The sequence below is a fragment of the Rhodovulum imhoffii genome, assembly GCF_003046545.1.
GTDB lineage: Bacteria > Pseudomonadota > Alphaproteobacteria > Rhodobacterales > Rhodobacteraceae > Rhodovulum > Rhodovulum imhoffii.
In genome coordinates this window covers 11,466-33,111 of sequence record NZ_QAAA01000024.1, presented here as the reverse complement: position 1 = coordinate 33,111, position 21,646 = coordinate 11,466, and the positions used below count along the sequence as shown (strand labels likewise).

Genomic DNA, 21,646 nt, shown 5'->3' with positions numbered 1-21,646 from the left:
TGATGTTTCGACTCCTCTGATGTGAAAGTGGGGGGACGTCAGTGCGCGCTTCGGCAAGACGGCGCCCCCCCTTGGCAGCCACTTTTCCCAGCATGAAGACCGCAATAGTCGTGCCAACTACCGCTGACCGGTCCGGGCGGGCCAAAAGCAGCCGCCGGAGACGGCTGGTCGCGATCAGGGACCGCGGGCTGCGGTGCGGCCAACGCTCCGGGGCACTGGACCGTTGCGCGTTTGCATGTGCGCGCTCCTGGCGGCGCGCCCGTTGGGGGGCGCGCCTTGCATCGCGGCTTGCCCGCGCGGACCGAGGTCGTCGCGCGAGGTCGCGGCATCGGCGCCCGACGCTCCGTTGCCAAAGTCACGCCGGACCCGGAGCGTTCTGAAATCGCCGATTCATCCGAGCGGCCCGAGCCGGCGCGGTACAGCGCCCGGAGCGGGGCGCAATCCCTTGATGCGCTTGACGGCCATACAGGTCGATAGTGTCCGCGACCAGCCCGATCGCGAATTTCCCGGTTTCCGGCATGGAGGCGTGGCGTGCCCGGAGGATGATGGCGTCAGGCGCCGGGTCGGAATCTCCGGACAAGACCGGTCGTGACACGCCATCACGATCTGATCGCAGCCCATGGGACAGTTGGGGCATGTGGGTCAGATTGTCCGGTCATGCCGTGAAAGGGCGGCCAATTGGCTTCTGCCGATGGCCCGCGCGTCGCATCGAATCTGCCCTTGTGCGCCTTGCAGGCGGTCACCCCTGACAACGACCGCCGGGACGCGGCCGCAACGACGGATTTGTCGCGTCCCGGTTCGGGCGTTCTCAGCCTCCTGCGGACATTTCCGCAAGAAAGATGCGCGGTGCTGCGATCTCGAAAGCGGAATTGGCACGGCATTTGCGAGGTTGAAGATAGCGGTAGCACGACGCGATCCCAACGCCTGGAAGTGCACGGGTCCGGAATGCGCTCAGGAACCGGCGAACGAAGCGGGAGGACGGAAATGAAAAAGTACGCACCCCGAGACCCCTTGTCCGCAAAGCCACGCGCCGACGGAGGGCTGCACCGATGGAATTGATGAACGAGAGCCGGGTCCGGGACATTTTGCGCGAAGTCCGTTTCCCGGGCGCGTCTCAGGGGATCGTCGAAGAAGGGCTGATCGGTCGAATCGTTACGAACTGGCCACGTGTGGAACTCGAGATACTCCCGAGTGGCCGACAGGGGCGGGCGCTCGAAGATGTCGAAACCCGCATCCGCGGCGTGCTGAGCGAGGCCGGTTTCGCCGACGTGCGCATGAACGGGATCAACGCCGGTCCGGATCATGGCCAGATCCAGCAAGAGGGATGCGGTTGCGAAACGCCCCGCGCGCGGCGGATGACACCCCTTGAGGCGGAGTATCTGGAAGATGGCATGGTCTCCATGGATGAGCTTCCCGAGGACGAGCTTCTTGCGACCGTGCTTGGCCGCCAGGATCTGGCCGAACGGGCCGGCTACCGTCCGGGAGGGCCCGACCCGCTGGCCGGCCCGCGTGAGACGCTGGACTATTCATCCGGGATTTCGGTGCTCCAGTGGGACATCGACCCCCATGACGCCTCGCAAACAACCCGGCAGCACGAGATCAGGCTTGGAGACTGGGATTACCGCATCTGGTGGCAGGTCCATCCCCTCGGCGGCCTGTTCTACGTCTCGATGCAGGCCATGCGGGAGGACTGGATCGACCATGAAGGTGCATCGCCGCACCCGGTCGGCCGGTCAGAGGCGGTCAATCTGGTCTTCGACGAGACGCGCAACGCCGTGATCGCGGTCTACGGGACCGTTCGCGACTTTCGTCCCTTCATCAAAGCGTTCTCGGTTGCTCTGGAAACCGAGGCGGACACACAGCCAACTGCGGAGGAACCCGGCAAATGAACAAAGTACTCAAAGGCACGAAGACATCCCGGTGGTTCAGGGAACTCAACGAGCCGAGGAAGTGGGAAGATTTCTATCGCAGGCGCTGGCAGTACGACAAGTCGGTCCGGACGAGCCACAGCGTCAACTGTTCGGGCTCCTGTTCCTGGGAGGTTTTCGTCAAGAACGGCATGATCACCTGGGAACTGCAAAAGACCGACTGGCCGCAGATCAACGACCACACTCCGAGCTACGAACCGCGCGGTTGCCAGCGGGGTATTTCCTCTTCCTGGTATCCCTACAGCCCTGTGCGCCCGAAATTCCCGTATGTGCGCGGCGTTCTGCTGAACTACTACCGGCAGGAACGCAAGGCCGGCAAGGACCCCGTCGCAGCCTGGGCGGCGATTGTCGAGAATCCCGAGAAATCCGCGAAATACCGCAATGCGCGCGGAAAGGCCGGCTGGCGCCGCACGAGTTGGGACGAGGCCGCCGAGATCATTGCCGCCGCCAAGATCTACACGATCAAGCAATACGGTCCCGATCACCTCGCCTCGTTTTCGCCGATTCCGGCGATGAGCATGGTCAGCTTTCTGTCCGGTCATCGTCTTTCGAACCTGTTGGGCGGAACGATGCTCAGCTTCTACGAGTGGTACCACGACCTGCCGCACGTCATGCCGATGATCTGGGGGGATCAGACCGACGTGCATGAATCGGCCGATTGGTATCAGAGCGCCTACTGGATCGTCATGGGTTCGAACCTGCCGATGACGCGTACGGCGGACGCGCATTTCGCCTCGGAGCACAAGTACAACGGCGGCAAGCTCGTCAACCTGTCGCCCGACTATTCCGACGTCACGAAGTTCGCCGATCTCTGGGTTCCGGTTCGTCCAGGGACCGATACCGCCTTCCTGATGGCCTGTATCCACGTCATCTTGCAGGAATTCCACGTCGACCGGCGCTCGGAGTACTTCCTCGACTATGTCGGACAGTACACCAACTTGCCGTTCCTCGTGATCCTCGAGGAAGAGGGCGACCACTACGGCAGCGGCCGCTTCCTTCGCGCCAGCGATCTGGGCGACTACTCCGACGAGGAGTTGGGCGAGTGGAAGTTCCCGCTGTTCGACAAGAACGGCGATCTGCGGCTGCCGGGCGGTTCCGTCGGCTTCCGCTGGGAGGAGAAGACCACCGGCCGTTGGAACTTGAAGAACGAGGACGCCCGCACCGGCGAGGCCTATGAGCCGCGTCTCACCCTTATGGACGGCGATTACGAGGAGGTGCAGGTCGAGTTCGCCGACTTCACCCACACCTACAATGTCGAGCTCGGCACCACGCAGTTGCGCGGCAACAAGGCGACGCCCACGATGCGCGGTGTGCCGAGCAAGGTGATGACGCTCGCAGATGGCTCGAAGGTCCGCGTTACAACTGCCTATGATCTTCTCCTGGCGCAGTACGGTGTGCGCCGAGGCCTGTCCGGCGATGGCTATCCGGCCGACTATGACGACGCCGAGCGTCCCTATACGCCCGCCTGGCAGGAACAGGAGACCGGCGTTGACCGGAACCTTGCCATCCGCGTAGCCCGGGAATGGGCGGACACCGCCGAGAAGACGCAGGGCAAGTGTCTGTTTATCACCGGCTCGGGCATCCTGCACTGGTATCATGGCGGATCGCTCACCTACCGTGCCGAGGCGGTCATGGGCATCCTCACCGGTTGCCAGGGTCGCAACGGTGGCGGCTTTGCCCATTATGTCGGAACGGAGAAAATCCGGAACTTCGCCGCGATCGGCACGATCGGCGGCGCGGCGGATTGGGGAAATGTGGGCCGGCAACAGAACTCGACCTCATTCTTCTATTTCCATACCGACCAGTGGCGCTATGACGGGATGAGCCTCGACCCGCTCTGGGCACCGCGCGCCACGGACATGCCGTCCCGCGCCAACCATTCCGCCGACATGAACGCGGTGGCTGTGCGCAACGGCTGGCTGCCGTTCTTTCCGCAGTTCGACGAGAAGAACCCGCTCGACGTGATGAAGGAAGCTCGTGCCGAGGGGGTGGATTCCGACACCGCCGTGGGCGAATGGGTCGCGAAAAAGTTCAAGGATCGCGAGCTCAAGTTCGCGTTGCCCAACGTGGACGCCGAGAAGAACCACCCGAAGGTTCTGTGGATCTACCGCGGCAACCTGATCGGTACCAGCATGCGCGGCCACGAGATCAACCTCAAGCACATGCTCGGCACCCACCACAACGTCCTGGGCGGGGACGAGCGCGCCAAGGACATGGTTCACGAGATCGACTGGAGCACGGAGGCGCCGCTCGGCAAGCTGGATCTGATCTACAACGTCAACCTGCGCATGGACTCTTCTGCGAACTACTCCGACATCGTCCTGCCGACGGCGCACTGGTACGAGAAGGACGACGTCACCTGCACGGATCTGCATTCCTTCCTGCACCCCTTTACCCCGGCGCATGACCCGGCGTGGGAGTGCAAGCATGACTGGGAGGCATTCCGCATCATCGCCGAGAAGATCAGCGACCTGGCGCAGGAGCACCTGCCCGAGCCGGTCGAAGATCTGGTGATGACCGCGCTCAACACCGACACGCCCGACGAACTGGCGCAGCCCATGGGCGAGCTCAAGGACTGGTGGAAGGGCGAGGTCGAGCCGGTCCCAGGCAAGACTTTCCCGAATGTGAAGGTCATCGAGCGTGACTACACCCAGATCCACGAGAAATACACGACCTTGGGGCCGGAGGTGACCAAACCGAACGGCTATGGCGCAAAGGGCATCAAGAGCGACCTGGCGGAAGTCTACGAGCAACTGAAGGACAGCTATCTCGTCGGTGAGAAGAGCGGCAAGCCTTCGCTCCACAACGCCCGGCAGGTCTGCGAGACGATCCTGCGCATGTCGCCGGAAAGCGATGGCGAACTGTCCTACCAGATCTTCAAAAAACTCGAGAAACGCACCGGGGTTCCGCTCGCCCATCTGGTCGAGCATGATCGCGAGATTGCCTATCACTTCCCCGACCTGATCTCGCAGCCGCGGCGCAGCCTGACCTCGCCGCACTGGTCGGCGATCGAGACCAAGGGGCGCACCTACAGCCCGTGGACGCTCAACATCGAGGCGCTCAAGCCCTTCCACACCCTGACCGGGCGGCAGGAGGTCTACTACGACCACAAGATGTTCCGCGATCTTGGCGAGGACCTTCCGACCTATAAACCGCCCGTGGACATGGTCTGCATCGGCGACGTTTCGGCCGACGATCTCAAGATGAAAGGGGCAAAACTGTTCAGGTTCATCACGCCGCACCAGAAATGGGGCATTCACAGCATGTTCCACGACAGCTGGCAGATGATGAACATGTTCCGCGGCGGTCCGACTGTCTGGATCAACGACGACGACGCCAAGGAGATTGACGTAGAGGACAACGACTGGGTCGAAATTTTCAATGAAAACGGAATCCAGGTCGCGCGTGCGGTGGTCAGCCACACAGTCCCGCGCGACATGTCGATCGTCTACCATCAGACCGAACGCCATGTGAACGTGCCGTTCTCCTCACTGGCGCGGGAGCGCGGGGCAACGGATCTTCGTGGCGGCAACAACAACGCCACGACCCGCATCATGATGAACCCGGCGACGATGGTCGGCGGCTATGCCAACTGGACGTATTGGTTGAACTACCAAGGCACGAGCCCATCGGAACGCGACTGCGCCGTTCTCATCCGGAAGAAGCCGCCCGAGGCGGACGGACGCAAGGTCATCTACCAGGAACATGAAATCAAACTCGGGAAGGGCTGATTGATGCGCATCAAGAAACAACTTTCAATGGTGTTTAACCTGGACAAATGTCTCGGCTGCCAGACATGCACGATCGCCTGCAAGAACGTGTGGACCAACCGCGAAGGCGCGGAATACATGTTCTGGAACAACGTGGAGACCAAGCCGGGGGTCGGCTATCCGCGGGAATGGGAGAACCAGGACAAGTATCGGGGCGGCTGGAAGGAAAATCCCGGCCAGGCTCAGCCCAAGCTGAACCAGGCGTCGAAGTTCTGGGAAATGATCAACCTGTTCTACAATCCTGTGCTGCCGCAGATGGATGAATACTACGGCAAGGGACCATTTACCTTCACCTACGAGGATCTCCACTCGGAAACGCCGACCAAGTACTCCCAGCCGGTTGCCCGGCCAAAATCGCAGATCACCGCCGAGGAAGACATCGACCTAACCTACGGCGTGAACTGGGAGGATAACGCGGCGGGCACCCATTACGAGGGCACCGGCGCACTCGATTACAACTTCAAGGACATGAGCGAAGCGGCAAAGAAGGCCCTGTTGAAATTCCAGGACTCTTTCATGATGTACCTGCCGCGCATCTGCAATCATTGTCTCAATCCGGCCTGCGTCGGATCCTGCCCGTCGGGGGCGAACTACAAGCGCGAAGAGGACGGCGTCGTCCTCATCGATCAGGATCGCTGCCGCGGCTGGCGTTACTGCGTGTCGGGCTGTCCGTACAAGAAGACCTATTACAACTGGCGGACTGGCAAGTCGGAGAAGTGCATCCTTTGCTTCCCCCGCATCGAAACCGGGCAGCCCCCCATGTGCTTTCAGGCCTGTGTCGGGCGCATCCGTTATCTCGGACCGATCCTCTACGATATTGATCGCGTCGCCGAAGTTGCGAATGCCCCAGAGGACAAGCTTGTCGATCTGCAACGTGAAATCATCCTCGATCCCTTCGACCCGGAAGTGATTCAGGAGGCCCGGCGCCAGGGGATCTCCGACAACTGGATGGAGGCATGCAGGCGTTCGCCTGTGTTCTTCATGGTCAAGAAATGGAAGATCGCACTGCCGTTGCACCCGGAGTTCCGGACCCTTCCGAGCCTCTTCTACATCCCGCCGGAGAGTCCCGTGAAAACGTCGCATGTCGACAACGGGCGGAACGCCATGGACATGGTCGATGGCGGTACCGTTCTGCCACAACTCAAGGAATTCCGCATTCCGATCGAGTATCTCGCGACGCTTCTGGCGGCGGGCAATACGGACCAGGTCGAGACGGCACTGCTGCGCCAGCTTGCGGTGCGGGAGTTCCGGCGTCTGGAACGTGTGGAGGGCCGCATCGATGAGTCGGTGCTCGCGCAGGTGGGACTGACCATTCAGGACGCACGGCACATGCACCGTCTGCTCGCTCTGGCGCATTTCCACGAACGTTTCGTGATCGCAACTGCGCGCTCCGAAGATACGGCGGACGCACCATATCTCGAACGCGGCTTCACCGGTTTCGATCTGATGGACCCGGGCAGCGCGCCCAACCGCAGGACCGAGTTCCACGGAAATCGCGAGGAGGTGGGAAGCTGATGATGTCCGAACCCACCAGAGTAGAGACCTTGATAGCCCCGGCGTGCTGGGACCTTGGGGCCGCCTACGGTCTTATTGCAGAACTGCTCGTGAACCCGGAGTTCCGCGACAAGGACAGGATCGACCTGAACCGGGGCAAGATCGCCGGCTCCGCGCCAGGCGAGATAATCGAGGACTTTCTCGCCTCTCCTGCCTCCCGCGATGTGGACGAGTACACGCAGACGCTGGAACTGTCGCCGCCCTGTCCGTTGTATTTCGGCGCCTACATGTACGAGGAGCCGAGTTCATGCCGCGGTGCCGGGGCGTCGGGGCGCAATGCCTACATGATTGAACTGGCGGCCGTGTACGCCCATTTCGGTCTCGAATTGGGCGATAGCGAACTCCCCGATTATGTCCCGGTCGCGCTCGAATTCCTCGCGATCAGCATCGAACGCTCCGAACATGACGGGATCGGCCTGCGCCGGCGGCTGCTGGACACACTGATTCAACCAGGCATCGCGCCCCTGCGCAAGGCGCTCCAGAAGTACGAGTGTGCCTATGACATGCTCTTCGACGCGTTGCAGCTTGTCGTCGAGGAGGACCTGGAGCGCATGTCCGATGACCCGATCTGGTTGCCTCCCGAAGTCGAGGCAACCATTCCCCAGCGTCGCGAGATGCCCGAATCCACACCCCAGCAAACCCACGGGAGGAAGAAGCCATGAATGATTTGTTAACTTCCAACTACTTCCTTTGGGGTATCTTTCCCTACGTCTGTGTGACGCTGTTCTTCGTCATTCCCTTTCTGCGGATGATCTACCGACCGTTCGGCCTGACGACCCGCGCCAGCGGGATCTTCCACGGGCGCGATACGCTGGGATTGGCCGCGCATCTCCTCCACTGGGGCATCTTCCTCACATTCTTCGGCCATATTGCCGGTGTGATCGGCGGCGTGATGGGGGCCGGTGGATGGGTCAGCGCATTCTTCCTGATGGCCACGGCCGGAGGTCTCGCGGCGATAGCCGGCTCCGTGATCGCGCTGGTGCGGCGGATCCGCGTCCCCGAGATGCGCGCGATGAGCCAGCCGGATGACTACATCGTGCATCTCTTCCTGATCGCGATCCTTGGAGTGGCGATCTTCCAGGCCCTCGTCCACAGGATATGGGGGGTTTCCTTCACGGCGGCACCATGGTTTGCCAGCCTTTGGCGATTCCAGCCACAGCCGGAGCTGATGGACTCCGCGCCGCTTCTGACGAAAATCCACGTGTTTCTTGCCTTCACGTTCGCCGCGTATTTTCCTTTCACCAAGCTGATCCACGCCTGGACCCTGCCCATCAATTACTTCGTGCGGCCCTACCAGGTGCTGCGAACCACGGCGATGAAGTTCCGTAATCGCTGGGAGTTCGGACTCGTTTCGGACAAGAGCTATCTGACCTATGCGGCGGTTGTGGCGGTGGTCGGGCTGTTGACGATCGGTTTCCTGCTTCCCGGACCGGGCGACAACGGGCTGGTTCCGACCGCGAAGGCCCGCACCAGTGCCGATGAAATCGACGTCGCCGTGACGAACGGCGGGCACGTCCTGACGGGCTATCCGCTCTTCGTCAGTCAATGTGCGCGCTGTCATGGGCTGGAGGGACAGGGCGACGGACCGGGGGCGGGTTCGCCGACCTTCTCGGGTCCACCGCGGGATCTCGTCAGCGGGCGCTATCGCTATGTCTCGAGTGACAACGGCGTGGCGACCGATGCGGACCTGCGCCGGGTGATCGTTGCCGGTCTGCCGGGTTCCGGCATGCCCGGCTTCGCGTCGCTCAGCGAGGCGCAGGTCTCCTCGCTGGTAGAAGTCCTGGACGAATTGTGGCTCGACCGGCCCGAAAGCGGTGCGCGGATCGAGGTGCCGTCGCGGCCGGAGACGACGCCGGACCTGATTGCCGCAGGCACTGAACTGTACCAGCTGAGCTGCGCCTCGTGCCATGGCGAACGGGGCCGTGGCGATGGCGAAGCCGCCAGCGGCATCCTTGAAGTGGACGGCTTGCGGGTGTCGCCCCGGAACTTCCGCCGCGATGCGCTGCGCAGTGGGTCCAGCCCGGCCGCGCTCTACCGGCGCATCGCTGCCGGGATCCCCGACGGCCCCGATCACTGGCTGATGCCGTCTTTCGGCGACGCGCTTACAGCCGATGAAATCTGGGCGATCGTGGCCTATATGGAAAACGAACTTCTGCCACCCGGCGCCCTCGTCGCCGCAACCGGCCCCCGGTAGTCGGGCGGTAGTCTCAGCCTCCCGCCCCCAGATCTTTCGGGGGGCGGGAAGTGGAGCCACGGAGACTCCGCAAGCATGTCCCGCGTGCCCCCCCCCGCCGACACGCCATCGCAACCGCCGAAGGCATCCGCGACAGAGCGGCCCGCAGCCCCCACGCTCGTGCAGATCATAGATTGCTCCGCTGCCGACCTGTCGCCGGCGTCCTTCGCGCTGGTGATGGCGACGGGAAGTGTCTCGATGGCCGTCCATGTGATGGGCGGCACCCGGTTGTCTCTTGCCCTGTTCGCGCTCAACGGGGGCTTCTTCGTGGCGCTGTTGGGGTTGACTGCACTGCGCCTGGTGCGCCATCGAAGCAGGGCCGCAGCAGACCTGCGTGATCATGGCGCGGCTATGGGCTTTTTCACGACCGTCGTCGGCGTCTGCGTCTTCGCCATACAACTCGCACGCCTCGGCGGCCAACCCGGAATCGCGAGCGCGTTCTACGTGGTCGCGGCGGGACTATGGTTCTTTGTGAACTACGCCGTGCTGGCCGCCCTTATCACGGCAAGAACAAAGCCAACCTTGCGCCGCGGACTGAACGGACTGTGGCTTCTCGCAGTCGTGGGGGCGCAGGCCGTAGCGGCGCTCGGTGGGACGCTGGCGCCTGAGTTTCCGCTACAGCGTGAGTTGCTGCTGCTCGCGTCATTGGTGTTCTTTCTGGTCGGTTGCATGCTCTACATTCCGATCATATCCCTGATCTTCTTCCGGCTCGTTTTTGTCCGGCTGACGCCGGCAGAGATCGGCTGGCCTTACTGGATCGGGATGGGCGCCGCGGCGATCACGACCTTGTCTGGAGCCATGCTTGCGGAGCAAGCCGGCGACGTCGCCATCCTGGCCTCGTTCCGCCCGTTCCTGCTCGGCTTCTCGCTCTTCTTCTGGGCGGTGGGAACCTGGTGGATCCCGCTTCTGGTGGTTCTCGGCATCTGGGTTCATGTGGTGCATCGCACGCCCCTGCGTTACGGCGTACAAGTCTGGGGCATCGTGTTTCCGCTCGGAATGTACACCCTGTCGACCGAACAACTGGCGCGCGCCGCCGAATTGGATCTGCTGGCTCGCATTCCACCCGTCTCAGTCATCGCCGCCGTTGCGGTCTGGTCGCTGGCCTGCGCCGGTCTGCTGCGACACATCGTCGGATTGTTCGGCGGGTCTGGCGACATTGCCAGTACGAAGGACGCCGCCGATGACGAATGACGGCTCTGACAGTTCTGACGCCCACTACCCTTGACGGACCGGATCCCGGACATCGCCGACGACCACAAGCTGTGCTGGCAGACAAATGCGAACAGTCCCTGGGCGGGCAGGGGAGGCTGGCCGATCCGGCCTCGGTCCGTGCGACGGCAGACCCATAAACGCCGGGACTGTTGCGTTAATTGCCTTGAGGCGGGGTGATGCCGTGACTGGTCTGCCCCCTGAAAAGTGGTCCTCCCTGAAGTAGGCTTTCGGGCCAGTTGGAGGACGAAGGAATGGGACAGAAGAGGCACAAGCCGGAAGAGATCGTCGCGAAGCTGAGGCAGGTCGACGTACTGGTATCGCAGGGCCGATCGGTGGCCAAGGCGGTGCGGCACTGGATCGACGCGGTGGGGCTAACACCGCGTTCATCGAACCGGGTAGTCCGTGGGAGAACGGCTACTGCGAGAGCTTCAACTCGAAGCTCAGGGACGAGTTGCTGAACGGCGAGATCTTCTACTCGCTGGCCGAGGCACGCGTGGTGATCGAGGCGTGGCGGGTCCATTACAACACGGCGCGGCCTCACTCGTCCCTGGGCTATCGGCCACCAGCGCCGGAGGCCGTTCACTGGGCACCGTTTCGAGACCAGGGATCAGCCCCGCCGCAGGCATCTGCCTTGGCACCAAGACCCGTCATGCACTAAGACTGAAACCGGACCACCCGATAGGGGCAGGCCACCTAATCCTTTTGTCAGGAGTGAGAAAATGCGCGATCAGGATCGCTCCTGCCGCCAGTGGTGCTTGCAACAACGCACCGACGAACAGGCAAAGGCTCAAATTGCTCCAGGTCATCAGAGCATTGGCCTGAGCCTGCCATGCCCAGACAATGTTACTGGGCAGAAGCAGCAAAAGCGCACTCCAGTACCCTGGCATGTCCTTCATCCGCGCAGTGAACCGCCCGAAGACATGCAGCAGTGCATTTGCGTAAATCGCCCCAGTGGCAAATGGGAACAGAAACCCGATCTGCCATTTCGCAAGATAGGCCGCCGCAAGGGTGGTATAAGACACCGCCAGTAGGCCCGCAGCCAGAACAAAGGCCCGTGTCCGGTAGCGCCGTGCAACGTCCGGCGCGAAATGCGCGCAGGTCCAGCGTTCCATGCCGATGCATTCTTCGGCATTGTGCAGCCAGAATGCACCGACACAGCCAAGGCTGCTCCAGACAAGGGGCATCGTGGCGCTCATGCTACCATCTCAGCGACCCGCGGTGCCTTGGTCCACAGGTCTTCCCCCGCCAGTGCTGCATGGAACTTGCGGGCCACGGCGGCGGCATTTTCCGGCGCCGAGAATGCGGTATAGTGATCGCCGGGCACCCGGTCGGATGTCAGTGTTCCGCCAAAGTCGCGCACCCATGCGGCGGGCGGTGTGTCGTTGATTGCCAGCTTGCGCAGGATCGCCGGGCATTCCGGTTCCGTCACGTTCAGGATGAACGCATTGGTGTTCAGCACCGGACGGTCACAGGCACTGCGCAACATGGCGTGGTTCGCCACCCATGTGCGGTAGAACCGTTCAAGATCCGTCTGGCCAAGCCCGATCGGGATGATCCCGGACCGCAACAGCTTCAAGGTCGTCTCGTTCAACGTAAGCCCCAGATAGACCTGGCCCCTGAGGGTATCTTTGCATAGGTTCAAAAAATATCCTAATTACTCTGAATCTTATCAAGTTTTGGTGCCCCATGGAAAACATGTTTCCCCCTGGCTACGATTGCGACCCTGCAATCAAACGTTTGGATCTGAGCGCCCTCGACGAAGGCGACCTTGTCAACCTTGTGCTGCAACGCTCCGAAGTGCTGGCGGGATTGCCCCGTCCCGGCAGGATCATCAAGGCGTGGGAAAACGATGACGAAGGCCCGATCCGGGACGCCGTCGCCCGGCTGGGAGAGGAAATCGCCCGACGTGCGGCGGCGGTTATCTTGCGCGAATATCGCGAGATCGCGCCGGTTCTGGCCGAAATCGCCCCGCGCCGCCTCGCCGATATCGGCTGTGGATATGCTTTCTTCGACCTGTTTGCATTGCAGGATATGGACTGCGACGTTCTGCTGATCGATCTTGAGCAGAACAGCCGGAAACACTTCGGTTTTCGCCAGTTCGGGGCGGCCTATTCCAGCCTGGCAACCGCGCGCAGCCTGCTGGAGGCGAACGGCATCAACTCCGACCGGATCATGACGCTGAACCCCGCCGTTCGTGCTCCGGAAACCGAGACGGGGGTCGACCTGGCCGTCAGTTTCCTGTCTTGCGGCTTCCATTATCCCGCAGAGGCGTACATGCAGTTCTTCCGGGAGTCCGTGACCCCTTCAGGGGCCGTCATCCTGGACCTTCGCCAGGCAAAGGCCGCTCAGCAAGGTGAAGATCTCGCCCGTCTCGGCAGTCTGCACGATCTTCCCTCGCCACCGAAATCGCGGCGCGTTCTTTTGCGTAAAGGCCGGTAGACCATTCTGATCGCGAAAGGCGCAGTGCGGTAAAAGCCGCGGGAGTCAGGCGCACCGTGCCTCGATAGCTTCCCAAACACGGGCGGCATGGTTGGTTTGCTCGAACCGCTCCAACTCCTGCAACCCGGTGGGAGAGGTGACGTTAATTTCGGTCAGGTAGTCGCCGATCACGTCGATTCCGACGAAGATTTGCCCTTTCTCGCGCAGTGTGGGGCCGATGGCGGCGCAAATCTCCCGGTCGCGCGCGGTGATCTGCGCCGCTTCGGGCCGGCCCCCGGCATGCATGTTGGAGCGCGTCTCTCCCACGGCCGGCACCCGGTTGATCGCGCCGACGGGCTCTCCGTCGACAAGGATGATCCGCTTGTCTCCGTTCGATACGTCCGGCAGGTATTTCTGTGCGATCAGGGGCTCACGGCTCATGCCGGTGAAAAGCTCGTGCAGCGAGGACAGGTTGCGGTCGCTCGGGTCCAGCCGGAACACCCCCGCACCGCCATTGCCGTAAAGCGGCTTGAGGATGATATCCCCGTGTTCGTTCTTGAACCGGCGCAGAACATCCAGATCGCGGGCGATGACCGTGGGCGGGATCAGTTCCGGGAATCGCAGAACCAGCAACTTTTCGGGAAAATTGCGCACCCAGAACGGATCGTTCACCACCAGCGTCTGCGGGGTGAGGTGCTCCAGCAGATGGGTCGTGGTAATATATCCCATGTCGAAGGGCGGGTCCTGCCGCAGCCAGACCACATCGAAGCCGGCCAGATCCACGTCCTGCTCCGGGCCGAGAGTGTAATGGTCGCCCGTCATGCGGCGCACCTCCAGCGCGTGACCGCGCGCCATCACGCGGTCTGCCTGCCAGTACAGATGCTGCGGCAGGTAGTAGAACAGGCTGTGGCCGCGGGCCTGCGCCTCCTCGGCAATGCGGAAGGTGCTGTCACCGGAAATGTCGATCCCGGCGATCGGGTCCATCTGGATTGCAACTCTCACAGGCGTCGCCCCTTATTGCGTGTTTCCGTTTCATGGCCCGGTGCGCCTCTGTTTGCAAGTCAGGCCATCAGAGCGTTCTCGATCACCTCGACACGACCCTGCCCGTCCACCAGCGCAACGTCGAACCGGCATTCCGTCAACTGCCCGCGCGGCCGGGTGGCAAGAAATTCCGATGCCGCGGCGCAAATCCGCCGGGTTTGCCGGGGCGAGAGGCGCGATGCCGCCCAGGCAAAGCTGGTAGAATGCTTGACCTCGACAAACACCAGCCCCGCACCATCGCGCAGGATCAGGTCGATCTCTCCACTTTTCCCACGCCAGCGATGGGCCAGAACCGACAGGCCAAGGGCGGCATAATGACGGGCGGCGATGCCCTCGGCGGCCAGTCCGGCATGGTAGCCGGTCATTCCTTCAACTCCAGCGCGGCCTGATAGACCTGCCGCCGGGGCAGGTTCAGCACGGTGGCGACCTCGGCCACGGCATCCTTGCGAGACCGCGTTTGCAGCGCAGCGCGCAAGGCGGCCTCGAGCGTCTCCGCACTGACTTCTTCCTCCTCGCCGGGGCGATCCACCAGCACGACGATTTCGCCTTTCACGGTACGCCCGGCATAGTTTTCGGCCAGCGCGCCCAGTGGCGCACGGCTGATTTCCTCAAACTTCTTGGTCAGTTCCCGGCAGACCGCAGCGGGGCGCCCGGCGCCCATCACCTGGGCCAGTTCATCCAACAGGCGGGCGACGCGCCGGGGCGATTCGTAAAACACCAGCGTTGCGCGTGTCCGGGCAAGGTCGCGCAGGAAGGCCCGTCGCGCGCCCTCTTGCGCCGGGGGAAACCCGGCGAAATATACCCGGTCCGTGGGCAACCCCGCCACCGCCAGCGCGGTCAGAAGTGCCGAAGCCCCCGGCGCGGCGGTCACGGGCAGTTCCGCCTCGATGACCGCACGGCAGAGATGGTAGCCCGGATCCGCCACCAGCGGCGTACCCGCCTCGCTGACATAGGCGACGGAGCGGCCTTGCGCGATATCCTCAACCAGCCGCGCGCGCACCTTGGGGCCGCTATGATCATGGTAGGCGACGAAGGGGCGCTCCCCCGCCGGGATTCCATGGATCTGCATCAGGTGGCGGACAGTGCGGGTATCTTCGGCGGCGATCACGTCGGCGGCGGCCAGAATGTCCAGCGCACGCAGGGTGATATCCCGCGAAGCGCCAATCGGCGTGGACACAAGGTAGAGACCGGCGGAAAGAGGGTGAGGGTCTTGCAAGGGGCCTCCAGCGGATCAGGACATTTACTTGACGGGCATATCGGCTTACGCTCCATCCGCAAAGGGGGCCCGAGCCCATCTTTCTGGGAGTTGTTCATGTTCGCGCTTTTCTCTTCTGCCCGCAAGATGGTCGCGGGGACGGCGATCGCCCTTTCGGTGCTGGGTCTGGCCGCCTGCGATACGGTAAACCTGCCCAGCCGCGGACAACGGATCGATACGGACAAGCCCGTCCCCGTGGCGCTTCTGGTGCCCGGCGGCTCCGGACAGGGGGGAGACGCCATTCTGGCGCGCGACCTGGAGAACGCGGCCCGGCTGGCAATGGCGGATCTCAGCGGCGCCAGAATCGAACTGCGGGTTTACAACACCGCCGGGAACCCCGCCCGCGCCGCACAGGTGGCACAGACCGCCGTTGAGGAGGGCGCAAAAATCATTCTTGGCCCCGTCTATGCCCAGGCCGCCAACGCCGCCGGGCTGGCCGTGGCCAGCAAGAACGTCAATGTATTGAGTTTCTCCAATAATTCCGAAATCGCGGGTGGCAACGTCTTCATACTTGGTCAGACCTTCGATTCCACCGCCCGGCGGCTGGCCCGTTTCGCCGTTCGGCAGGGGCGTGACGACATCATGGTGATTCATGGCCAGAACCTCGCCGGGGAAGTCGGCCGCACCGCGATCGAGCGCGCCGTGACCAGCAGCGGCGGGCGCGTTGTCGGCGTGGGCTCTTACGAGTTTTCCCAAAACGGGGTCGTGCAGGCCGCGCCGCGCCTGTCTGCCGCCGCACGTGAAAACGGGGCCGAAGCCCTCTTCCTGACCGCCGACAGCGCCGGGGCGCTGCCGCTGGTCACCCAACTCCTGCGGGAAAACGGCATGGGGAGCAATGTCACGCAATATATCGGCCTGACCCGATGGGACATCCCGCCTGCCACCGTGGCCCTGCCCGGCGTTCAGGGTGGCTGGTTCGCCCTGCCGGACCCGGACCTGAGCGCCCGCTACAAAGCCCGCTTCCAGAGCGTTTACGGCCACGCGCCGCATCCGATATCCGGATTGGCCTATGATGGTATCGCCGCGATCGGGGCGCTGGTGCGGCAGGGCAAGGCCAATGCCCTCACCGCCGCAGGGCTGACCCAGGGCGCGGGCTTCGTGGGCGTGAACGGTGTGTTCCGGCTACATAATGACGGCACGAATGAACGGGGCCTCGCCGTGGCCCAGATCCGCGACAACCAGGTTTACGTGATTGACCCTGCCCCAAGACGTTTTGGCGGCGCCGGGTTCTGACCCCGCGTCCGCCCGACCCTTCGCTGAGCTGATCTGCCCGCCGGAGGACATCTTCGACAGCACCGCCTTTTTCGCGGCGCTGGAGGATGAGGCCGGCGATGAGGTCTCCCCCCGCACCCTGCGGACTGTGATCGTGCGCCTGCTGCGCGACGCGCAAAAACGCGGCAGGGCGAAGATTGCCGATGCGTTCCGCGCCAGGCCGTTCGACTCCCGTGCGACGGTGCGCAGCTATACCTACCTGACCGACGCCATCGTGACCGTGGCGCTTTCGCTTTGCACCGAGCGCCTGCACCCCCTGCCCAATCCGACCGAGGGCGAACGGCTGGCCGTCTTTGCCGTCGGGGGTTATGGCCGGGGTGAGATGGCGCCCTTTTCCGATGTCGACCTGCTGTTTCTGACGCCCTACAAGGTTACCCCCTGGGCCGAGAGCGTGATCGAATCCATGCTCTACATCCTGTGGGATCTGCGCCTGAAGGTCGGCCATGCCAGCCGCACGGTAAAGGATTGCCTGCGGCTTGGGCAGGAGGATTATACGATCCGCACCGCACTGCTGGAGCATCGTTTTCTCGGCGGCCATGCGCCGCTGGCGGTGGAATTGAAAGAGCGGCTCTGGAACGACCTGTTCAGCGGCTCGGAGGGCGACTTCATCGAGGCCAAACTGACCGAACGCAGCGAGCGCCACCGCAAGCAGGGCGGGCAGCGCTACATGCTGGAACCCAACGTCAAGGAGGGCAAGGGCGGCCTGCGCGACCTGCAATCATTGTACTGGATCGCGAAATATGTGCACCGGGTCGAAAGCGTGGCGGAACTGGAACGCCTCGGCCTGTTCCGCTCCGAGGAGCGGCAGGCTTTCGACCGGGCGGAGTCCTTCCTGTGGGCCGTGCGTTGCCATCTGCATCTGATCGCGGGCCGCGGGATGGATCAGCTGACCTTCGACATGCAGATCGAAGTGGCCGCCGCCATGGGCTACACAGATCATGGCGGGCGCCGCGCGGTCGAACATTTCATGCAGGATTTCTTTCGCCATGCCACCGCCGTGGGCGACCTGACCCGGATCCTGCTGACCAAGCTCGAGGCCGCCCACCTCAAGAAGGAACCGCGCCTGCTGGGCCTGTTTCGCCGCCGCCGCGCCACACCCGGTTGCCGGCTGGTCCACGGGCGGCTGGATGTGGACGACCCGGAGAAGTTCCTTGAAGACAAGCTCAACATCCTGCGCCTGTTCGAGGAGGCCCTGCGTTCCGGAACACTGATCCACCCGGACGCAATGCGCCTGATCTCGGCCAACCTGCACCTTGTCGACGACGACATGCGCACCGACCGGGAAGCCCAGCGCATCTTCATGGATCTGTTGCTCAAGCACGGGAATCCGGAGCGTTCCCTGCGGCGGATGAACGAGTTGGGCCTGTTATCGGCCTTCATCCCGGAATTCGAGCCCATCGTGGCGATGATGCAGTTCAATGTCTACCATCACTACACGGTAGACGAACACACGATCCAGTGCATCTCCACGCTGGCAAAAATCGAACGGGGGGAACTGGAAGGCGACCTGCCCGTGACCAGCCAGATCCTTTCGGACGGGGTGAACCGCAAGGTGCTTTATACCGCCCTGCTGCTGCACGACATCGGCAAGGGCCGGCCGGAGGAGCATTCCATCGTCGGGGCGCGCATTGCCCGGCGCGTCGCACCGCGGCTGGGACTCAGACCCGAAGAATGCGAAACCGTCGAGTGGCTGGTACGCTATCATCTGCTGATGTCGGATATGGCCCAAAAACGCGACCTTTCCGATCCGCGCACCCTGCGCGATTTCGCCAAGGCTGTGAAAACGCGCAAACGGCTGGATCTGCTGACTGTTCTGACCGTGTGCGACATCTGTGGCGTCGGCCCCGACACCTGGAACAACTGGAAGGCGCAGCTGCTGCGCACCTTGTACCGCAAAACCGCCGACGCGTTGGAAAACGGGTTGGAGGACATCAATCGCGACAAGCATGATGCCGATGCGAAAAAAGCCCTGCGTGCCGCCCTGCCGGACTGGAGCAGGAAAGCCCTGCGCGCCGAAACCTCGCGTCACTACGGCCCGTACTGGCAAGGGCTGCAAACCGACAGCCACGTCATATTCGCCCGCCTCCTGAGGGAAATCGGCGAAAACGAAATCCGCATCGACCTAGACGTCGACCCCGACCATGACGCCACCCGCGCCTGTTTCGTTCTGGCCGACCATCCGGGCATCTTTTCCCGCCTGGCCGGGGCGCTGGCCTTGTCGGGGGCCAACGTGGTGGATGCCCGGACCTACACCACCAAGGACGGCTACGCGACCGCGGTGTTCTGGGTTCAGGACGGTGAAGGCGCGCCCTACGACGCCGCCCGCCTGCCCCGCCTGCGCGAGACGATCCTGAAAACGCTGATGGGCGAAATTCGCCCGCGCGAGAAACTGGCCGATCGCGACAAGCTGAAAAAGCGGGAGCGCAGCTTCCGCTTCCCGACATCGATCACCTTCGACAACGACGGATCTGAAATATACACGATCATCGAGGTCGACACCCGTGACCGCCCCGGCCTGTTGTATGACCTGACGCGCGTACTGGCGGAAAGCAATATCTATATTGCCTCCGCCGTGATCGCGACCTATGGCGCACAGGTGGTCGACAGCTTCTACGTGAAGGACATGTTCGGGTTGAAACTGCATTCCGCCTCCAAACGTACGGCGCTGGAGCGCAAGCTGCGCACCGCCATCGAAGAAGGCGCGCAAAGGGCCTACGGCTGATGCGCCCCATCCGTCTGGTCAAGGGGTTCGTGACGGTTGGCGGCTGGACACTGGCCAGCCGCATCCTCGGGTTTGTGCGCGACATCCTGATCGCCGCATGGCTGGGCACGGGCCCGGCGCACCAGGCGTTCGTAGTGGCGTTTTCGCTGCCCAACCTGTTTCGCCGCTTTTTCGCTGAAGGCGCATTCAACATGGCGTTCATTCCCATGTTCTCCAAGCGTCTGGAATCCGGGGACGATCCGGAGGGTTTTGCGCGCGATGCTTTTTCCGCACTGGGCGGAATTCTCATCGTGCTGACGCTCCTGGCCATGGCCGCAATGCCATGGATGGTGTTGGCCATGGCCAGCGGTTTTTATGGGCAGGAACAATTCGACCTTGCTGTTCTGTATGGGCGCATCGCCTTTCCCTACATCCTGTTCATCTCGCTGGCGGCGCTGCTTTCGGGGGTTCTGAATGCCGCCGGGCGTTTCGCCGCCGCCGCTGCCGCTCCGGTGCTGCTGAACGTTTTGTTCATCGCTGCAATGGTGGGGGCCGCCCTGACCGGTGGCGATCTGGCCCTGGCGCTGTCCTGGACCGTGCCGGTGGCAGGCATAGCCCAACTGGCCCTGGTCTGGATTGCGGCACGCCGTGCGAATTTTACCCTTGTCCCGCATCTGCCCCGGCTGACACCGGATCTCAAGCGACTCGCCATTATCGCCGCACCGGCGGCGCTGGCCGGGGGGGTGGTGCAGGTAAACCTGCTGGTCGGACGGCAGGTGGCCAGCTATTTCGACAGCGCGGTCTCCTGGCTTTACAATGCCGACCGGTTGTATCAGTTGCCGCTGGGGGTGGTGGCCATCGCCATCGGCGTGGTACTGCTGCCGGACCTGTCCCGCCGCCTGAAAGCCGGGGACGAGGCCGGCGGGCGGGCTTCGCTCAACCGGGCGACGGAATTCGCGCTGGCGCTGACCCTGCCCGCGGCGGCGGCGCTGATGGTTATTCCCGGCCCGCTGGTTTCCGTATTGTTCGAACGGGGCGCGTTCGGACCCCAGGACACCGCGCAAACCGCGCTGGCCGTGGCGGTTTACGGGGCGGGCCTGCCTGCTTTCGTCCTGCAAAAGGTTCTGCAACCGCTGTTCTTCGCCCGCGCCGATACCCGCCGGCCGTTCTATTACGCTGTCGGCGCGATGGGGGTGAACGCGGGGCTGGCCATCGGGCTGGCGCCTTTCATCGGTTTCATCGCGGCGGCTTTGGCCACGACGGCGGCGGGGTGGGCGATGGTGGGGCAGCTTTGGCTGGGGTCACGCAGGATGGGCATGGCTGCAACGTTCGATGAGCGTCTGATCAGGCGAGCGCCGCGGATTGTGCTGGCCTCGGCGCTGATGGGCCTTTGCCTGTGGGGCGGGGCGTGGGGTCTTGCCCCGTGGCTGAAGGCCGATACCCTGCGCTACGGGGCGCTGGCCCTGCTGATCGCACTTGGCATTGTCAGCTACTTCGGATTTGGGCACCTTCTGGGCGCGTTCCACCTGTCCGATTTTCGCAACGCCTTGAAGCGTCAGCGCTGACGCAGCTTCGCCAGCACACGGCCCCAGCTCCCCGGGCCGACCAGAAGCGACAGGACGAACCCCGTGACGAAACCCGCCAGATCCGCCACCCAATCGGGCGGGCCGCCGAACAGCAGCCCGAACAAGAGCTGGATGCCCAGCAGCATCGCGATAAGCGAGAACGCCCGGTACTGGTTGGCCCCGGTTCGCCCCAGCCGCACCCACATCAGGAAGCTGAATGCCCCGATCAGGCCATAGACTGCCGGGTATCCCCCTACCAGCGGCGCGGCCTGCGGCAACAGTACCCCGTAGACCAGCGCCCCCATGATGGCCGAACCGAAAAAGATCAGCGCCACCGCCCAGGCGCGGAAGATTTCCCCGACCATTTTGCCCAGGGCCAGCAGGAACACCAGCGCGAACAGCGCATGGGTAAAGCTGGCATGTACGAACGGGTAGGTGACGATCCGGGCCATGTGGCCGGGCGGGAACTGCCCGGTGCCCAGCATCCAGTGCATCACGCGGGGCGAGAAGGCGAACTGTTCCATCGCCCTCATCCGCCAGCCCACGGCCTCGGGTCCGCCGATAAGGCCCTGCGCACCCGCGCCCAGGACGATTTCCATCGCGATGACCGGCAGGGCCAGAAGCCACACCACGGACGGCAGGGGGTTCAGCGGAGGGGCGTTGGGATCAGACATGCGGCACGGCCTTTGGTTGACGG

General features: G+C 63.3%; 16 protein-coding genes and 1 pseudogene. 11 read left to right on the top strand and 6 right to left on the bottom strand.

The features are described from left to right. Nucleotides 1-1,049: 1,049 nt before the first annotated feature. The 7 genes and pseudogenes from C8N32_RS13505 to C8N32_RS13475 all read left to right on the top strand — a co-directional run. Nucleotides 1,050-1,889, top strand: coding sequence for a hypothetical protein (locus C8N32_RS13505; protein WP_107893509.1), 840 nt, complete (start codon nt 1,050-1,052; stop codon nt 1,887-1,889). Beyond that, complete coding sequence (locus C8N32_RS13500) at nt 1,886-5,659, top strand: nitrate reductase subunit alpha (protein ID WP_107893508.1); 3,774 nt, start codon at nt 1,886-1,888, stop codon at nt 5,657-5,659. Before C8N32_RS13505 ends, C8N32_RS13500 begins: the two co-directional genes overlap by 4 nt. Nucleotides 5,660-5,662: 3 nt before the next feature. After that, nucleotides 5,663-7,213: a nitrate reductase subunit beta gene (narH, locus tag C8N32_RS13495; protein WP_107893507.1), complete on the top strand. Its 1,551-nt coding sequence runs from the start codon at nt 5,663-5,665 to the stop codon at nt 7,211-7,213. Nucleotides 7,214-7,215: 2 nt separating this feature from the next. Further along, nucleotides 7,216-7,914 carry a nitrate reductase molybdenum cofactor assembly chaperone gene (locus C8N32_RS13490; RefSeq protein ID WP_170106811.1) on the top strand — a complete coding sequence of 233 codons (699 nt, stop codon included), beginning with the start codon at nt 7,216-7,218 and terminating at the stop codon, nt 7,912-7,914. Further along, entirely contained in the window at nt 7,911-9,446 is a 1,536-nt protein-coding gene (narI, locus tag C8N32_RS13485) for a respiratory nitrate reductase subunit gamma (protein WP_107893505.1), read from the top strand. Before C8N32_RS13490 ends, narI begins: the two co-directional genes overlap by 4 nt. Nucleotides 9,447-9,605: 159 nt before the next feature. Then, nucleotides 9,606-10,676 carry a tellurite resistance/C4-dicarboxylate transporter family protein gene (locus C8N32_RS13480; protein ID WP_170106810.1) on the top strand — a complete coding sequence of 357 codons (1,071 nt, stop codon included), beginning with the start codon at nt 9,606-9,608 and terminating at the stop codon, nt 10,674-10,676. Between the two features lie 353 nt (nt 10,677-11,029). After that, nucleotides 11,030-11,355: pseudogene (locus tag C8N32_RS13475) on the top strand (integrase core domain-containing protein); the annotation flags it as partial. Here C8N32_RS13475 and C8N32_RS13470 read toward each other — a convergent pair. Together C8N32_RS13470 and C8N32_RS13465 are read right to left on the bottom strand one after the other, a co-directional pair. Further along, nucleotides 11,345-11,893: an HXXEE domain-containing protein gene (locus tag C8N32_RS13470; RefSeq protein WP_107893503.1), complete on the bottom strand. Its 549-nt coding sequence runs from the start codon at nt 11,891-11,893 to the stop codon at nt 11,345-11,347. The pseudogene C8N32_RS13475 and the gene C8N32_RS13470 sit on opposite strands and share 11 nt — an antisense overlap. Then, entirely contained in the window at nt 11,890-12,288 is a 399-nt protein-coding gene (locus C8N32_RS13465; protein ID WP_146159720.1) for a hypothetical protein, read from the bottom strand. The genes C8N32_RS13470 and C8N32_RS13465 overlap by 4 nt, the downstream gene beginning before the upstream one ends. A 146-nt stretch (nt 12,289-12,434) precedes the next feature. Here C8N32_RS13465 and C8N32_RS13460 point away from each other — a divergent pair, with 146 nt between their 5' ends. Next, the gene (locus tag C8N32_RS13460; protein ID WP_244905925.1) at nt 12,435-13,136 is read left to right on the top strand and encodes a class I SAM-dependent methyltransferase; all 702 of its coding nucleotides are present in this window, start codon (nt 12,435-12,437) and stop codon (nt 13,134-13,136) included. Between the two features lie 45 nt (nt 13,137-13,181). Here C8N32_RS13460 and gshB read toward each other — a convergent pair whose 3' ends face one another. Genes gshB through rsmI form a run of 3 tightly spaced genes read right to left on the bottom strand, consistent with a single transcriptional unit; the run spans nt 13,182 to nt 15,372 of the window. Further along, entirely contained in the window at nt 13,182-14,117 is a 936-nt protein-coding gene (gshB, locus tag C8N32_RS13455) for a glutathione synthase (RefSeq protein ID WP_107893500.1), read from the bottom strand. A gap of 59 nt (nt 14,118-14,176) precedes the next feature. Further along, complete coding sequence (locus C8N32_RS13450; protein WP_107893499.1) at nt 14,177-14,521, bottom strand: YraN family protein; 345 nt, start codon at nt 14,519-14,521, stop codon at nt 14,177-14,179. Further along, nucleotides 14,518-15,372 carry a 16S rRNA (cytidine(1402)-2'-O)-methyltransferase gene (rsmI, locus tag C8N32_RS13445; protein ID WP_107893498.1) on the bottom strand — a complete coding sequence of 285 codons (855 nt, stop codon included), beginning with the start codon at nt 15,370-15,372 and terminating at the stop codon, nt 14,518-14,520. The genes C8N32_RS13450 and rsmI overlap by 4 nt, the downstream gene beginning before the upstream one ends. Nucleotides 15,373-15,468: 96 nt before the next feature. On the opposite strand from rsmI, the gene C8N32_RS13440 reads away from it, so the two are divergent. From C8N32_RS13440 to murJ, 3 genes are read left to right on the top strand one after another with little or no spacing between them, the layout of a single operon-like run. Next, nucleotides 15,469-16,644: a penicillin-binding protein activator gene (locus C8N32_RS13440; RefSeq protein ID WP_107893497.1), complete on the top strand. Its 1,176-nt coding sequence runs from the start codon at nt 15,469-15,471 to the stop codon at nt 16,642-16,644. Next, complete coding sequence (locus C8N32_RS13435) at nt 16,604-19,405, top strand: [protein-PII] uridylyltransferase (RefSeq protein WP_107893496.1); 2,802 nt, start codon at nt 16,604-16,606, stop codon at nt 19,403-19,405. The genes C8N32_RS13440 and C8N32_RS13435 overlap by 41 nt, the downstream gene beginning before the upstream one ends. Beyond that, nucleotides 19,405-20,949 (top strand): murein biosynthesis integral membrane protein MurJ, encoded by a 1,545-nt coding sequence (murJ, locus tag C8N32_RS13430; protein ID WP_107893495.1) that lies wholly within the window; start codon nt 19,405-19,407, stop codon nt 20,947-20,949. The genes C8N32_RS13435 and murJ overlap by 1 nt, the downstream gene beginning before the upstream one ends. Here the strand turns inward: murJ and C8N32_RS13425 are convergent. Beyond that, nucleotides 20,940-21,623 (bottom strand): rhomboid family intramembrane serine protease, encoded by a 684-nt coding sequence (locus tag C8N32_RS13425; RefSeq protein ID WP_107893494.1) that lies wholly within the window; start codon nt 21,621-21,623, stop codon nt 20,940-20,942. The genes murJ and C8N32_RS13425 overlap by 10 nt on opposite strands. Nucleotides 21,624-21,646 lie beyond the last annotated feature (23 nt).

Excerpts from the sequence above, each read along its gene's own strand:
- C8N32_RS13505 (WP_107893509.1), top strand. The coding sequence starts at position 1,050 with ATGGAATTGATGAACGAGAGCCGGGTCCGGGACATTTTGCGCGAAGTC.
- C8N32_RS13500 (WP_107893508.1), top strand. The coding sequence starts at position 1,886 with ATGAACAAAGTACTCAAAGGCACGAAGACATCCCGGTGGTTCAGGGAA.
- narH (WP_107893507.1), top strand. The coding sequence starts at position 5,663 with ATGCGCATCAAGAAACAACTTTCAATGGTGTTTAACCTGGACAAATGT.
- C8N32_RS13490 (WP_170106811.1), top strand. The coding sequence starts at position 7,216 with ATGTCCGAACCCACCAGAGTAGAGACCTTGATAGCCCCGGCGTGCTGG.
- narI (WP_107893505.1), top strand. The coding sequence starts at position 7,911 with ATGAATGATTTGTTAACTTCCAACTACTTCCTTTGGGGTATCTTTCCC.
- C8N32_RS13470 (WP_107893503.1), bottom strand. The coding sequence starts at position 11,893 with ATGAGCGCCACGATGCCCCTTGTCTGGAGCAGCCTTGGCTGTGTCGGT.
- C8N32_RS13450 (WP_107893499.1), bottom strand. The coding sequence starts at position 14,521 with ATGACCGGCTACCATGCCGGACTGGCCGCCGAGGGCATCGCCGCCCGT.
- C8N32_RS13440 (WP_107893497.1), top strand. The coding sequence starts at position 15,469 with ATGTTCGCGCTTTTCTCTTCTGCCCGCAAGATGGTCGCGGGGACGGCG.
- murJ (WP_107893495.1), top strand. The coding sequence starts at position 19,405 with ATGCGCCCCATCCGTCTGGTCAAGGGGTTCGTGACGGTTGGCGGCTGG.
- C8N32_RS13425 (WP_107893494.1), bottom strand. The coding sequence starts at position 21,623 with ATGTCTGATCCCAACGCCCCTCCGCTGAACCCCCTGCCGTCCGTGGTG.